This is a genomic window from Porphyrobacter sp. GA68 (assembly GCF_022605525.1).
In the GTDB taxonomy this organism is placed as follows: Bacteria; Pseudomonadota; Alphaproteobacteria; order Sphingomonadales; family Sphingomonadaceae; genus Qipengyuania_B.
The window spans coordinates 71,516-86,585 of the sequence record NZ_JAKQYJ010000001.1; the positions used below are offsets into that span (position 1 = coordinate 71,516).

At 61.9% G+C, this 15,070-nt stretch carries 13 protein-coding genes; 6 read left to right on the forward strand and 7 right to left on the reverse strand.

Features of this window, described 5'->3' with window-relative positions; translation table 11 throughout:
* Window positions 1-14 precede the first annotated feature (14 nt).
* From LHJ54_RS00395 to LHJ54_RS00405, 3 genes are all read left to right on the forward strand, one after another.
* A complete protein-coding gene (locus LHJ54_RS00395) occupies window positions 15-779 on the forward strand; it encodes a glutaredoxin (RefSeq protein ID WP_228241574.1) in 765 nt (254 codons plus the stop codon).
* Window positions 780-1,105: 326 nt separating this feature from the next.
* Complete coding sequence (locus tag LHJ54_RS00400; RefSeq protein WP_228241575.1) at window positions 1,106-1,315, forward strand: hypothetical protein; 210 nt, start codon at window positions 1,106-1,108, stop codon at window positions 1,313-1,315.
* 462 nt (window positions 1,316-1,777) lie between these two features.
* Window positions 1,778-3,070, forward strand: a complete 1,293-nt coding sequence (locus LHJ54_RS00405) for a glycosyltransferase (protein ID WP_228241577.1) — start codon at window positions 1,778-1,780, stop codon at window positions 3,068-3,070.
* Between the two features lie 321 nt (window positions 3,071-3,391).
* Here LHJ54_RS00405 and metC read toward each other — a convergent pair whose 3' ends face one another.
* Complete coding sequence (gene metC / locus LHJ54_RS00410) at window positions 3,392-4,618, reverse strand: cystathionine beta-lyase (protein WP_228241579.1); 1,227 nt, start codon at window positions 4,616-4,618, stop codon at window positions 3,392-3,394.
* 215 nt (window positions 4,619-4,833) lie between these two features.
* Here metC and LHJ54_RS00415 point away from each other — a divergent pair, with 215 nt between their 5' ends.
* The gene (locus LHJ54_RS00415) at window positions 4,834-5,793 is read left to right on the forward strand and encodes a LysR substrate-binding domain-containing protein (protein ID WP_228241581.1); all 960 of its coding nucleotides are present in this window, start codon (window positions 4,834-4,836) and stop codon (window positions 5,791-5,793) included.
* A gap of 53 nt (window positions 5,794-5,846) precedes the next feature.
* Here the strand turns inward: LHJ54_RS00415 and LHJ54_RS00420 are convergent, their stop codons facing one another.
* The 3 genes from LHJ54_RS00420 to LHJ54_RS00430 all read right to left on the reverse strand — a co-directional run bounded on the left by LHJ54_RS00420 (window position 5,847) and on the right by LHJ54_RS00430 (window position 11,057).
* Complete coding sequence (locus LHJ54_RS00420) at window positions 5,847-7,160, reverse strand: APC family permease (protein ID WP_228241583.1); 1,314 nt, start codon at window positions 7,158-7,160, stop codon at window positions 5,847-5,849.
* Window positions 7,157-8,170, reverse strand: coding sequence for a pyridoxal-phosphate dependent enzyme (locus LHJ54_RS00425; RefSeq protein ID WP_241721411.1), 1,014 nt, complete (start codon window positions 8,168-8,170; stop codon window positions 7,157-7,159). Before LHJ54_RS00425 ends, LHJ54_RS00420 begins: the two co-directional genes overlap by 4 nt.
* Before the next feature lie 364 nt (window positions 8,171-8,534).
* A complete protein-coding gene (locus LHJ54_RS00430) occupies window positions 8,535-11,057 on the reverse strand; it encodes a TonB-dependent siderophore receptor (RefSeq protein ID WP_228241585.1) in 2,523 nt (840 codons plus the stop codon).
* 249 nt (window positions 11,058-11,306) lie between these two features.
* Between LHJ54_RS00430 and LHJ54_RS00435 the strand changes: the two genes are divergently transcribed.
* Both LHJ54_RS00435 and LHJ54_RS00440 read left to right on the forward strand, forming a co-directional pair.
* On the forward strand, window positions 11,307-11,639 hold the full coding sequence (locus LHJ54_RS00435) for a four-helix bundle copper-binding protein (RefSeq protein ID WP_228241587.1): 333 nt from the start codon (window positions 11,307-11,309) through the stop codon (window positions 11,637-11,639).
* 243 nt (window positions 11,640-11,882) lie between these two features.
* Complete coding sequence (locus LHJ54_RS00440) at window positions 11,883-12,371, forward strand: hypothetical protein (protein WP_228241590.1); 489 nt, start codon at window positions 11,883-11,885, stop codon at window positions 12,369-12,371.
* A 4-nt stretch (window positions 12,372-12,375) separates the two neighbouring features.
* On the opposite strand, the gene LHJ54_RS00445 is transcribed toward LHJ54_RS00440, so the two are convergent.
* From LHJ54_RS00445 to LHJ54_RS00455, 3 genes are all read right to left on the reverse strand, one after another.
* The gene (locus LHJ54_RS00445) at window positions 12,376-13,599 is read right to left on the reverse strand and encodes a DUF418 domain-containing protein (RefSeq protein ID WP_228241591.1); all 1,224 of its coding nucleotides are present in this window, start codon (window positions 13,597-13,599) and stop codon (window positions 12,376-12,378) included.
* A 111-nt stretch (window positions 13,600-13,710) separates the two neighbouring features.
* Window positions 13,711-14,610 (reverse strand): CopD family protein, encoded by a 900-nt coding sequence (locus LHJ54_RS00450; protein WP_228241593.1) that lies wholly within the window; start codon window positions 14,608-14,610, stop codon window positions 13,711-13,713.
* Between the two features lie 64 nt (window positions 14,611-14,674).
* A complete protein-coding gene (locus LHJ54_RS00455; protein ID WP_228241595.1) occupies window positions 14,675-15,064 on the reverse strand; it encodes a copper resistance protein CopC in 390 nt (129 codons plus the stop codon).
* Window positions 15,065-15,070 lie beyond the last annotated feature (6 nt).

A 15,070-nucleotide genomic window follows, 5' to 3' on the forward strand; every position in this document is an offset into this window, starting at 1 on the left:
ATTGGAGCATCATCATGGCAACCGCCCCCACCAAACAGGCCACCTTGCATCGTATGGTCATGACGGATCATGTCTGTCCCTACGGCATCAAGGCTAAGGACCTGCTTGAGCGTCAAGGCTTTGCGGTTGCTGATCGCTGGCTCACGACGCGTGCAGAAACCGACGCTTTCAAAACCGAGCATGGGGTCAAGACGACCCCGCAGGTCTTCATCGGCGGCGAGCGGGTCGGCGGTTATGACGATCTGCGGCGCTTCTTCGGCAAGACGGTGCGCGATCCGAATGCCACCAGCTACCGGCCTGTGATCGCGGTCTTTGCCATGACCGCATTCATGGCTCTCGCGGCGAGCTACGCGGTCTTTGGATCGCCTTTCACACTGCGAGCGGGCGAGTGGTTCATCGCATTCAGCATGTGTGTGCTGGCGCTTCTCAAGCTGCAGGACATCGAAAGCTTTTCGAGCATGTTCCTGAACTACGATCTGCTCGCGAAACGCTGGGTGCCCTATTCCTACATCTATCCCTTCGCCGAAGCCGGTGCGGGTGTACTGATGATCGCGGGCGCGCTGACCTGGCTGTCAGTGCCCGTCGCGCTCTTCATTGGGACAATCGGCGCGATTTCGGTCTTCAAAGCTGTCTATATCGACAAGCGCGATATCAAATGCGCATGCGTCGGCGGTAGCAGCAAGGTGCCGCTGGGCTTTGTGTCGCTGACCGAGAATGTCATGATGATCGCGATGGCGATTTGGATGATTGTGAGTTCGGCTCAAAACCTCGCCCACTGACCTGCGGGCACAGGTGGCGTAACTATTGTCAGTCTGAAATTGGACCGGGCTAACGCTTCGGCACCTTCCATCTGCGCGGCGGACGGCGCTGAAACAAGCCGCTATCAAAAGCTTGCTTTCGCCGATTTAACTGGCGTGCGTCTTTGATCGCATGAACGGGACCCGAGCATGCGAATCATGACCGGTTCAGCCGCTTGGCTTACAAACTCTGATATCAAGGAGATGAGCCATGCGGAAACTTAGTTTGATAGTCCTTTCGGCTTTCACCGTCGGTGTCGCCGTGCCCGCTGCTGCGGACGATAACAGACGCGCCGATCGCGAGTATCGTGAGCATCGGCAATTGGAGCGCCAGCATCATCGCGCAGATCACCGACTGGAGCGAGAACACGACGCTGCGCATTATTACGGGATCAGCAGGAAACAGGATCGTCGCTTACATCGACGCCTGCAGCGACAAGAACGCCAGATCCATGATCGCCTCGAAAAGCGCCACGATCGTCAACACCATCGCGCGTGGTAATCACAGCAGAGCCTGAAATGCGGGAAGTCGGGGCCGCCGAACAGACCGGCGGCCCTGCGACTGATCCTCAACCAGCAGAAAGCAGCGATGGGCTAATCCAAGCGCATCACTTCGCTTTAGCAATGGCCGGCCGCTCTGTGCTTTGGCAGACAGGTCGTACCGGAAGCAGTCGGCCCCGGCGCGGTCGTTAGTTGGGCGCGCGGGCCCTTGGACAGCGTGCGGGCAACTGGAGCCGGTCGGGCCGCGGCCGACGGCCTGCCTCCCTCAGACGCGCGCTCGGCACCGTTCTTTACTGCGGATTTCGCGATTGAGGCGGCCATTGCCTCATCCCGGCTGACGCCGATCGCGGTAACCCCAGGCTTGGCCCCGGCAAGCCGTAGATCGTGCGAGCGTTCGCTTTCCAGCATCGCGAGAGACGGTTAGAGGCGCTGGGCAAATCGGGAACGGCGAGCTCAGTCGCAAGTCTTCAATCATATCGATGAAGCTGCGTCCGTACGACCGCCCAGGCGACGAAAGGGTGCGTTTCGCGATGTCGGGCAATGAGCCGCTGCTGATCTGTGATCTCACGCAAAGCTATTCGCCGCACGGCGGCGGCGGCATCGGTGTCTATCTAGCCGAGAAGCGGCGCTACGTTACCGAGCAATGCGACCATCGTCTGCTGCAGATTGTGCCGGGGCCTGAGGACCGTATTGTCGAAGACGGGCGGACGATCTGGTGCGAAATCGGCGCCGAGCCGGTGCGGGGCAGCCCCAATTACCGCTTCATCCTGCGCAAGGACAAGGTGCGCGAAGTGCTGGCGCACTACCGACCGGATATTGTTGAATCGATGTGCCCATGGATCCTGCCCTGGGTCGCGATCCGGCACCGCCGCGCCGTGCCGTCCACGGCGCTGGTCGCCGGGTATCACACCGATTTTCCCGAGGCGCATGTCTATCGCGTCGCCAGCGATCTCATGGGACCCATGGCGGGCAGGTTCTTTCGTTTCCTGAGTTGTTGCTACGGCGAAATCACCTATCGCGAGTTCGACAAGGTCTATTCGGTCGGCAGCACCAGCCTGCCGATGCTGGAGCGGATGAAGGTTTCCGCCGACGTGCTGCCGCTGGGGGTCGACACCAGTCTTTTCCACCCTGACAAGGCGGACCCGGCATTCCGTCGCGAACTGGGGCTGACCCAAACCGGCCCTCTGCTCGTCTACTCCGGCCGCCTCGACAACGAGAAGGCGGCCGATGTGCTGGTGGACATGTTTCGCCTGTTGCCCCCGGAACTCGATGCGGCGATGCTGCTGATCGGCCATGGCAAGCTCGCCGATGACCTGAAGGCGCGCGCGGCGGGTTTGCCGGCCGTGTTCCCGGGCTTCATCGAGGATCGCGCCACCTTGGCTCGCGCACTCGCGTCGAGCGACATCTACGTCTCGGCAATGCCAACCGAGACATTCGGCGTTTCGGTGATTGAAGCCCAGGCCTGCGGTCTTCCCGTCGTAGGGGTTGCGGGCGGCGAGATGATTGCGCGCGTACCGCCGGGCACCGGTCTGCTCGGACCGATCGGCGATGCGGCGGCGATGGCGGCCAATGTCGCCGCGTTGTGGCGGGACGACTGGGAAGGCGCGGGACGAGCTGGCCGGCTGCTGGTCGAGAGCCAATACGACTGGTCGGCGACATTCGACCGGCTGTTTGGCAGCATCTACCCGGCGGCTCTCGCCAAGGCGCGGGCGCGGGTGATGCGGGGCCCGGTCCGCATGCCCATGACCCGCCTGCTGCGGGGTACGGCTTGATCTCCTTGGAGTCCCTTGGCTGCAGCCTTCGGTGTGACGGGAGATTGTCGAGTTCGGCATTTCGCTTGCTCTGTACATCGCCGCGAAAGGAACCGTGTCCGTAGGAGTTGATATCGACAGGCCAGTTCCGAATTGTCTGCCTTGGTAAAAGGCGCAACGTCGCGTTGATTTCTAATCAATTTGAGGCGGCAAGGACATCCGCAGTGGTAGTCTGGATGGCCGAGGCCCGCTGGCTTGGCTCCTGCGATGCTGAGCGTTGAAACCGGTTCACGACGGAAGCGCAACCGGCTTCGGCCTTGGAATGACGTGGTCGGCCCAATGTCATTCTCGCGTGGATCGATGCCGCAGTCGGGCAAAGGCCAGTTCGAGATCGGCGATGAGGTCGTCGCTCGATTCGAGTCCGGCATGCACTCGGATCAGGTAGCCTTCGTCGACTTTCATGCAGCTGCGTACCGGCGGCGGCCAGGCCGGGACCATGAGGCTTTCGAAGCCACCCCAACTCGCTCCCAATTTGAAGAAGCTGAGGTTGTTGAACAGTACAGAAACCTCGGCGGTGCTCAGAGGATCGAGGAGGACGCCGAACAGGCCACTCGCGCCCGCAAAGTCACGGGTCCAGATGCTGTATCCCGGATCGTCCGCAAGGGCAGGGTAAAGGACGCGGCGCACCTCGGGCTGTTTCTGCAACCATGCGATGAGCGACATCGCGTTGCGCTGGTGCCGTTCAAGGCGAACGTCGAGCGTGCGAAGGCCGCGATGAACAAGGTAGCACTCGTCGGGACCAACGCAGTTGCCCCACTGCCGGGCAGCATCCTTGAGCCGGCGGAAGATTTCCGGGCTGGCGGCAGTCATTGCCCCCAGCATCACGTCCGAATGCCCGGAGAGATACTTCGTTGCCGCCGCTATTGATACGTCGACTCCATGCTCGATTGGGCGGAAAAAGAGCGGTGTCGCCCAGGTGTTATCGAGGATGGTCACGATTTCGCGAGCACGCGCAACCAAAGCGATGGCACCGATGTCCGCCATCTCGAAGGTGAGCGAGCCGGGCGTCTCAAGGAGAATCGCACGGGTATTGGGCCTGATATACGCCTCGATCCCGTTCGCGGCGTCGGGAGGAAAGTAGGACACCTCAACGCCCGCTCCGCTCAGGATCTCGTCGCAGAACCGGCGAGTTGACCGGTAAGCTGTGTCGATGACGAGAACATGATCACCGTTTTTCAGAAAGGCGGAGAGGGCGAGCGCGATCGCTGCCGTCCCCGATGAGGTGACGACTGTTCGATAGCCCCGCTCGAGCTTTGCGATCGCTGCTTCGAGCGCCAGAGTCGTTTCAGTCCCGTACAAGCCATAGATCACCTCGTCGTAAATTCGCGTGTGACGGTCGATGTAGTCCTCGACGGTGTCGTATGTGATTGTCGAGGCGCGATGGACGGGCGGATTCAGCAGACCCGCGGCTCTCGCGGATGGAGAATTGGAGTGGATTAACTCGGTGACGAGCGATGCCTCTCCGGGTTCAGCCCGCGATTCTGCGCCTGAGAGTTTCCGACCATTCATAGAGATTGTTCCGTAATCAGCGCCTCTGCACGCAGCACCGCTGGGTGCTCGCACGGAGCCTTTTGGCCGCATGTTGGCGAAATGGGGTCATGCGCGACGGTTTTTCGGGACCTGGCTCGGTCCACCCAGCTCTCGCGCGGCATTGTCGATTCATTCCTTGCAGCACCGTGCGCCGTGCAGGCTATAAGCATCGGGAATGACCGGAGGGGGCTAGGATGAACTTGCGACAGCTCGAGGCCTTCCGTGCGGTCATGACCACCGGTTCGATCACCCACGGGGCCCAGACAATGCACCTGTCGCAACCGGCGGTCAGCAAACTCGTGGCCGACCTCGAGCATTCCCTCGGCTTCAAACTGTTTGTCAGGACGAAGGGCAGTGCTCTGACCGTCACTCCGGAAGCCGAGCTTTTCTTCCACGAGGTCGAGCGCAGCTTCGTCGGTGTCGAGGGGCTCAAGCGCGCCGCGGACAGCATCCGCAATCTGGCGACAGGAAGTCTTCATATCGCATCGCTGCCTGCGCTTTCGTTCAGTTTCCTGCCGGGCGTGATCGGTGAGTTCCGCAAGCGCCATCCCGGCGTTTCCATCCGGCTGTATACCTTCAGCTCGTCGACCGTGCGCCAATGGCTCGCCAATCAGCAATTCGACGTTGGTCTGGCGACGCGAGCCCACGAAATCTCTGGTGTCTCTTCGACGACCTTTCTGCGATCCGCAGGGGCTTGCGTCCTCCCCCCTGGCCACCATCTCGCGGATCGGCAGGTCATCGAGCCGGCGGACCTTGCCGGTGAGCCGTTCATCTCGCTTATGTCCGGCGACCAGGCCCGCCGAAGGATCGACCGCGTGTTCGAGGATGCCGGTGTCGAGCGCAATCTGGTCGTCGAGACCCAATATGCGATGACGGTCTGCGGTCTCGTCATGGAGGGCGTGGGCTGCTCGATCATCAATCCCGCCGCTGCGGCGGATTTCGTCCGGCAGGGCCTGGTCATTCGGCCGTTCAAGCCACGCATCGAATTCGAGTATATGCTGCACACACCCTTGCTCCGACCGCTCTCGCAAACGGCGGTGCGGTTCATTGAGCTCATGTCCGAAAAGCGGGACGAATTGATCGCTCAAGGTGCCTTCGGTGAGGCACCGACAGGGGCGCCTGCCACCTCTCTCTCCCATCCTGACGCACCATGATTTTCTACCGGGGCGACATCCGTTTGCTACTCGGCTCTCAGCGTGCGCACCGGTCATCGCGGCATCACCTCCGCTCCGGCGTTGCTTCGGGTCGACAGCCAGAACACCAGCGTCCCTACTGCAACGATTACGGCTGCGATCGAAAAGTTCTGAAGCGTCGAGTGGCTGATCAGCCAGAGCGTGAGGAGGAATCCCACCGCCGGGATAGCCAGCCCCCCGGGTAGCTTGAACTGGTCCTTCTCTTCTGGAAGCGTTCTTTCGATTCGTGGAAGCGACCCGATGCACAGGAGATAGACCACCAGGCGGATGAATGTGCTCAGAGTCACAAGCCAGACGAATCCCTGACTGATCGCCAGGGCAAAACAGAGCACTCCGCAGAACATGATCGAATTGATGGGTGCACCGGTCCGTTCACTCACGCGCCCGAACCAGGCCGGCAGGCTGCCGTCTCGAGCCAGGGCAAAGGTAAGGCGCGGGGCGGTCACGAAGGAAGTCAGGCTTCCGCCGCCGACCGAAAAGACCACTCCAAGGCCCAGAGCGACTGCGCCAAGGGGTCCCATAAGCCTTTCAGCAAGCACGACCAACGGCGCTTCGTTGTCACCCAGGTCAGGCCCGACCGACACCGCGATTAGCTGGATGAGCGTGTAGAAGATTGCAACGGATGCCACGGTCGTGACGAGCATCCTGGGGATCGCGGCCCTTGCGTTGCGGGTCTCGCCTGCGTTGATGAGACTGAACTCGAAGCCGATGAACGCGTACATCAAGACGAGCATCGTCTCTCCGAGTGTTCCTGAATCGACCACATCCGCGCCGGCGATGAGCCCCCACTCGATCGATGGCACGCCCACGAGGACCAGCAGCACCAGCGGCAAGAGCTTCAGGATACTGACCAGATAGACCGCGATCATTCCGGTCCGCACGCCCCCCGCATTCAGGATCGTGGCGAGGAAGACGTAGCCGGCGATCGCCACGATCTTCGGTAAACCACTCGCAAGCGGGCTCCAGATCGCGGCGCCGTAGCTGACGATCAGCGTGGCGCTGGCGGCAATGGCGGCGACGCGGCTCACATAGATGAGCAAGCCGGTCTGAAAGCCGACGTAGCGACCGAACGCGTGCGTGGTATAGACGATCGGCCCGCCGGTGATGTCGAAGAAGCTTGCCGCCCGAGCGAGCGCGAGCGCTACGCAGATGATGAGCACCCCGCACAGAATGAAGACCCAGGGGCTGAAGTAGCCGGCGTTCGCGATTGCGACGGCAGGCAGGGCAAAAATGCCCGAACCGATTACACCGTTCATCGCGATTGTGGCGACTCCGATACGGCCAATCTCGCGGCGCAGCAGGGAATCCGGGTTCTTCGGGGCGTTCATGACCAGGCCTCGCCTGGAGGTGTATCCTTGTACCCGGTCGAAGTGACTATCAGCGCAACTGTCTCTTCACTCGAAACCCGGTCTTGGGCCCGCAGTCGGTCCACCGCGCTAAGCCCGGCCGCCGAGGAAGACTCTGCAAAACAGCCCTGGCGCGCGAGACGCTCCTGATCCCGCGCAACGGCTTGGTCGTCAACGACAACCGCGCCTCCACGGCTCGCGCGGATTGCGGCCACCGCCTGATAGGTTACGGTCGAGCCCCCGATGGACGCAAGCGCGGTAGTCCCAGGGAATGACCCCGTCACCGGCGCTCCTGCAAGCACCTCGCTGATTCTTGCAAACGGCTCGACAGCGTAGAGGCGAGGCAGAACGCGGGTGAGCCCTAGCCCCGCAAGATCGCGGAATCCTTCATGGATGCCCCAGATTAAATCCCCTCTCGAGGTTGGAACGACGATCACGTCGACAAGGTCGGGCCCGAACTCTTCGAACATCTCGTAGGCTATGGTTTTAAGCCCTTGCAGGCCGAAGTGATTACTCCCGACGGGCGGATCGAGATAGTTCGTCGCGGCGAACCATCCTGCACTCTTCGACATGTCTGCGACCCGGCGCCACCGATCCAGACTATCTGACACCTCAATGATTTCGGCTCCCGTGACGGTGATCGCCCGCCGGAAGATCGGTGACAGCGCGGGCGTCACGACGATGCGGCAGGGCAAGCCTGCGGCCGCCGCATAGAGCGCCAGCGAGGCGCCCCCGTTGCCGCTTGAGGCGGCAACGACCCCGGTCGCGCCGATGTCGAGGGCGCGGGTCACCACAAGACAGTTTGTTCGGTCCTTGTGGGAGCCGCTCGGATTGAGCCCTTCGTTTTTGATGTAGATGGCCCGGACCCTTTGCTGGTCGGCAAGGGCAGGAATGCTGGTGCAGGGCGTTCCGCCTTCGCCCAGCGAAATCCACGAGGCGTAGGGCATCCAGGCTTCATATCGCTGCATCCGCTGGCGAGATGGATCAGCCACCGCGCTCGGCGGCGTGCGAAATCGTGACCTCACGGTCGATGGCTCGCCCCGCGCGAAACAGGAGGGACAACCTTCGGGAAAGTCCGCGATCTCCAGTTGTAGGCTGCAGCTGATGCACTCGAAGCCCGCGAGTTCGGGATTGAGCGCATGGCGCTGCCGTGATCGAGACTGGGTCGAGAGGGTCAATGTATTCATGCCTTAGTGTGAAGAGTCTGTCTTCTCGCGGACAGGGCACCCGGCCGCCGCGATCTGCGACCCGAGCATCCGCATGCGCATGCTTCGAGCCCGCAGAAGGGTACGATGGAGACTTGCGCCTTTGACGCCGCGGGTCGTCGGCGGACCTCGGGTTCCATGAAGGCGCGTCCTAGAACGTCGCGGTTCCGCGCACGTACCAGAACCCGCCGTTGAAGCCGATGGGCGAGAAGCGAAGGTATTTGAACCCGTTGATCAACTGCGACGCGCGTATCTCACGATCCGGATAATTATCGAAGATATTGCTCCCGCCCACCGCGAGGCTGAAGACATCGGTGAAACGGTACGACACCTCCGCGTCCACCAGGATCTCAGCGCTTCCGGTCTGATCGTTCGCCAGGTTGGGACCGAAGTCGGTCCATTTCCCATAGTAGCTGGCTGTCGTCGAGAACCCGAGCCGGTCGCCCTTGTAGTCGAATGCCAGATTGCCCTTCCAGTCGGGCACAAAGTCCTCCAGCTCGAGCAGACGTTCGCGATCACCCGTGATCAGCGGCCCGGCCCTGGTCACCTGGGTCTTGGTATAGTTGGCGTTGGCGCTGATCGTCGCACTTCCGTCGAGGAGGTTGAAGCCATAGGTGAGCACGGCGTCCACACCCTGGCTGCGACTGTCGAATGCATTTCCGAAAAACTGAATGGTGGTAAAGTCGCCGCCGCCTTGAATGCCCGCGGCGACCAACTGGTCACGCTGGGCCTGCGTGAGCGTGAACCCGCCCGACAGACCGATGCGGTCCTCCACCTTGATGTTGAAGTAGTCGATCGTGAAGGTCAGCCGATTGGCCGGGGTCAACACGACGCCGGCGGCGATGTTGAAGGATTCTTCGGGCCTGAGGGGCTGGGCTCCGAACAAGAGCGCGACCGGGTTTGTCGGGGCGACGATGCCGGTGATGAATGGCTGGCCTGTAAGTGCGTTGATGTTTGCGAAAGTGGATGAAACGTTTGACTGTCCCGGAGTGGGCGCACGGAAGCCGGTGTTCACCGAGCCTCTGACCGCAATCGCATCCGAGAATTCTGCCCGGGCGTTTACTTTCCAGGTCAGCTTCGAACCGAAGTCTGAAAAGTCTTCAAAGCGGCCGGCAAGACCGAAGCTCAGCCAGTCGGTGATGTCGCCTTCGAGAGCAGTGTAGGCGGCCCAATTGCTGCGCGAGAACGTCCCAGCCTGCGATGGGCCAAGGCCGGGAAATCCGCTCGATCCCGCCGGCAGTCCCACTCTGTCCGTGGGATCGGGCGTGTCGGGCTCAAGCACCGAGGCAAATGGCCCGACCTGGTACGATGCGAGCTCTCCGGGGGTGACCTCCCAGGTTTCTCGGCGCCACTCCAGCCCGCCGGCGAGGTTGAGCGGCTCGGCGAAGCCGACCTCGATCGGATAGGCCAGGTCGAGGTTGAAGTTGAGTTCACGCTGTTCGAGTTCACCGGTCCGAAATTCGGTCGGGGAATTGGGACCGAGCGACGGGTTGACCGTGTTGGAGATCCGATAGACCACGTTGTTGCGGCCGTGCGAAGCGCTAACGTCGTAGGTAAGATCACCCACCAGGTTACCGCGCAGGCCCCCAACTAGTGAAGCATCGCGTATGGTGGCATGGAAGTCAGGCGAGAAGCCGCCCGGAAACAGGGTCCGGAAGCTAAAGCGGGGTCCGCCGGGCGTCTGAGTCAGGGGAACGCTGTTGAAGAGCGAGTTGGTGGGGAAAGCGAACGGTGGGTTCGTGCCTGGATAACGATAGAAGAAGGCGGTCGTCCCGGCGCTCCAGCTATAGTTGCCAAAGGCGTAGAACTTCATCGTGTCAGTGAGGTCGAGCCCTGCATTGACGAACAGCCGCGCGGCTTCGGCGTCGGGGTTTCCAGTGCGCTGCGCAGGCACCGGCACCCCCTGCACCCCCGCGTCGATCAGCGCTTGCGCATCGGGGCGCTGGTTCTGTCGTGAGGTGATTGCCGAGTTTGTGTACTCGCCGCTGATGTTGACAAAACCGCCCGCGGTGAATGGCAATCCGATGTTGCCCTGGAGCAGGTAATCCTCTCCGTCCCCCTCATAGAATTGACCGTATCGGGCTATGATGGTCGCCCCGTCTCTGTCGTCGCGCAGGCGGAAGTTCAATACACCGGCGATGGCGTCCGATCCGTAATTGGCCGACGCGCCGTCGCGCAGCACCTCGAGCTGCCCGATCGCGATCGACGGGATGGTTGCAAGGTCCGGACCCTGCGACCCCCTAATGTAGGGAATGTTGGACAGTTGAACCGTCGCGCCGCGATGGCGCCTCTTCCCGTTGACCAGGACCAGGGTTTGATCGGGTGGGAGCCCCCGGAGGCTGTAGGGCCGGGTAAAGACCGACCCGTCGTTGCTGGTGAACCGCTGAACGTTGAGCGCCGGTACCTGCTGGCGCAAAATATCATTTACGTCTGAAGACCCCTGATTGAGCAACTCAGCCGAGCTGATGATATCGATCGGAATGGACGATTCAGCGGCGGTCAAATCGTTGCGGCGCGTGCCGGTCACGATGATCGCGTCACCTTCATCGGTGGTGGCGCCGGGTTGTTCCGCTTGAATCGAGTCCGCTTGTTGCGCGACCCCCGGCGTTGCGAGTCCAAGGGTGCCAACCGAAGCCGTGGCCAAGATTGCCTTGCGTGCGTTGCGCGTCACCATCAAGCCTCTCCCTCTCGTGATCCGTCATCTCCGAGGGATGACGCGGCCCCATTCCCGCGCCGAGAGTAACTCTGGAACTATCTTTGCCTAGAATAAATTCCACGTCATACCACTTTTCGAATAGGTCATTACAAAATGTGATAGGTTCAGCCCATGGGGCGATGTCTGCCGGGATTGCATGAGAAGTTGCACGGAAGCCGCCCAGCCGCCATGGACGTCTCTGTGGACGGGATTTCACGGAGACCAACGATGCACCAGATCGATCCCGTCATGAAGGCATGCATGGACGCCTGCCACGAATGCCATGTGACCTGCCTTAGTATGGCGATGAATCATTGCCTTGAGATGGGCGGACGGCACGCCACACCAGAGCACATGAAGATCATGGCTGATTGCGCGCAGATTTGCGCAGTTGCAATCGAGTTCATGGCTCGCGAATCAGCCCATCATCACCATATCTGTCGCGAATGCGCTGAGATTTGCCGCGCGTGCGCGGCGAGCTGCGAAGGCCTTGACGGGATGGAGGAGTGCGTCAAGGCGTGCCGCAGATGCGCCGACGCCTGCGACAAGATGGCCGCCTAACTCCCTGACGCGGGCGGCTAGGCCGTCCGCGCCCCCGTCATGTGATCGGCGGTTTTCGGGATTGTGCGTGCGAAAATGCGCTCGTGAACTCATTATGGAGAGGCCACCCGTCCAATGTGTTCGAGCGAAAACCGGGGTCGAACGAAGCGAATGCGTTGCCGCCCGCGTTTCTAGCCGGAGCGTTCCAGCCAAGCATCGCCCTTGGGGCCTATCCGGGTGCGTCCCTTTCGGAAGGCAAATGACGTGCGCCCGGTCCTCAAGGTATTGTATGCGCCGCTGATACTGCTGGCCTACAATGGCGCGGCAGTGTGGCTTGTGGCCTCGAAGGCAGCGTGGTTCTGGCTGCTGCCGCTGCTGCTTGCCGCGATCGCCACCTCGTTCGCGGTAGAGCGCATCATTCCCTACGAACCGGTTTGGAACTGTGACCGCGGCGATGCCGCTCGTGATCTGATTTACGGGATTGCCTACGAAGCAAGCGTCTACCTCTCGGTGGCGCTCATCCCGCTACCTCGGTCGATCGGAGATGACCGCTTGCGCGGCAAAGTGGCGGTGGACGGCCCCATCGCCAATGTCGCCTCGCCACATGGCCCAGCGATCGCCGAGTCGAAGTCGGCCGTGCCATGCCGAAAGGAACTGCTTGGCTGCCCCCCTCATCGTAGTAACATAACCTCATGCCCTCCCAAGCCACACCGGTTTGGGCAATACAAGCCAGTAGGACGACCTCAGGCCTGACATGTCAGGCCAAAATCCGCGTGCCCGCCCGCCACAATCGTTCGAACGGGCCGCCGCCGATCCGCGATATCCATAGCGGCGAGACGGTCAGGATAAGTGCGATTACCCCGAGCGCGATGAGCGTCGCCTCGACGCGGCTTACAGATCCGAACCACCCCAGCCCCCAACTGTGAAACAAGGCCCCCATGACGACGCTCGCACCGACATAGTTTGTTAGCGATAAGCGTCCTGCCGCGGCAAGGCGACCACCTAGGCCAGTCCGAAGCGATCTCGCCCCGCACAGGGCAAACAGTGCTGCGATGTAAGCCAGACCGAGCATGATCGCGAACGGCTGGCTCCAAACGAGCGCGGTGGTCCCGACGACTGGCCCAGCGAAGCCGCTCCAGAAGGCTGCGAAGCACAGTGCGATCATCGGCGGCAAAGCAATGAGCGCCATGCGGAGCGCGAAGCGTCGCGAGCGGAGCATGTCCCAGTCGCCGCGTAGCAAACCACTGCGCCAGCTCCAAACCCCCAGCAGCATCGCCGCCAGCGTTTGCGGCAGAAAGACGAGGAAGATGACAAGCGGCCCCTGCCAGTTGAAAGCGCGCCGGGCAATTCGCTCGCCCAAGGTCTCGCGACCTTCCGCAAGTCCTCGCTCGAGAGAGATTGGTTCAGCGCCGAACTCGGCCTGCCACATCGCCAGAGCTGCGGGATCGCCCATACCGTGCTGAACGTCCCACCAATAGCGCAGCCAGCCCCACATGAACCAGCCGAGCCCTCCTAGGTGCAGCGCCGCAAGCAAACCAATCGCGACCAGCAGTCCACGCTGCGAAAGTCTCAGCAGCAGTGGGAGCAAAAGACCCGTCAGCGCATAGAGCCGCAGCACGTCCCCGTTGTTGAGCAGAACCGCGTGTAAATATCCGATAATCAGCAGCACCAGCATCCGCGCCAGATGCCCGCGCAATGTCGTACCGCGCTCGAAAAGGATCGCGACTCCGGCTCCGAACAGCACTGCGAATACGGCGCGAAAGGCGTCTTGGGCGAGGATCGATTCAATAGCCCAGATCACCATCGTTTCCGGCCCAGTGTAGCCGTAGGCCAATGGGTTGAAATAGGCGGCTGGAGGCATGGAGAAATTGTAGATGTTCAAAAGCACAATGCCGCAGACCGCGAGGCCACGCGCCGCATCTAGGCTATCGATGCGCGATTGCGCTGGGCCGTCTCGATCGATCGTCGTCGCGCTACCCATGTCTCGCCCCCCCTTTGAGGGTTTCCAGCTAGACGGCTAAGTGCATGCGGGCCAGTCAGCTCGACATGATGACGCCCACCGTCGATACTCCAGTTGCAGACGAGCAGGGCACTAGGTCATCATCATCGGCGACAACATGCCGAACACCGCCACCAGTCCAATGACGACGAGCGCGAGTGACAACTCCATCGTCAGACTTCGACGAAGTGCCGGTAGCGCTGCGGCCTCGATTGGCTCGATATCCTCGGCCGACGCGGCGTCTTCGGTCGGGTCGGCCGCCACGTTTGCGGAAACCATTTGCCGGCTCAGCCGCGCGTTACGCGCGCCGAACGCGAGCATGGCGGCAACAGCCCCGATCTTGACCGCAAGCAGCAGGCCGTAGGTGGTCGTCAGTGTGACGGGGCTATTCTCCAGACCGAAAATCAGCTGGGCGTTGAGCAGTCCCGAGGCTGCGACAATGGTCACCAACGCCACCCCGAGCGGGGCGAACCGATGCATGATGGTCAGCAGCGGCGGTGCCGAGATATGCCCCGGTTCGCGATGGGCGTTGATAGACAGATGCAAGAACCAGCCGATAGCGCCGAGCCACAAGCCGGCCGCGAGCAGGTGCACGCCGTTGCTGATACGGTGAAGCGAGCCCAGCGCACCCTCGGTCGCCGCTGCGTGTCCGCTCCAGCCAAGCGTCATCAGCGCCGCGCCGAAACACGCGGCGGCGATCGGCAGACGCCAGCTGGCGCGTGCCGCAAGAAGCGCTGCCACCGCTGCGATCAGGAACGCCGTCCGCACCGAGAATGCCCAGCCCATTCCAGTGCCGAGCGCCATCGCCTCGATCGTCGACCATTCCAACGCAGCCAAGGGCTGCCCCATCATCGCCGCAATCGACAACAGCATGAGACCCGCCGACACGACCGGTGCGAGCGCAGCGGCGATGTTTGCTATCGCGCCGCTTCGCGCGGGTAGCCAGTCCGCGGCCCTTAGGCCAATCACGCGGAACGCGGCCCAGCCGAACAATCCCAGCAGCAACGCATATTGCACAAAGCGCAGAGTTGGTTCTAGCCAGGCCTCCACCTGAGGATCAGCTCGCCACGAAGTTGACGACGCCCTTCATGCGATGGCCGTCAGCGCCGGCGGCCTGCCAACGCACTTCGTACGTGCCCGCGCGCAACGGCTGACGCAACGAAAGGGTCATCGTCCGATTGCCGTTCGACCAAGCGGTGGCAAAGTTGCGAATGATCATCGGGCTGTGGTTGGCCATACCCGGCATCGCAGTCATCACGATACTCGCAGCTGCCGTGGGCGGCAGCAGGGCTTCGCTGAATGTCAGCGTGACCACTCGCGGGCGCGCGACGGTCGAGCCCTGTGCCGGGGTCGAGGCGACGACTTTCGTGTGCGCAAGCGCCGCCGTTGGAACGGTGAACGGTGCTGCGAGCAGCGCCAGGGCTGCAAAACGAGAAACAAGCTTCATGATGTC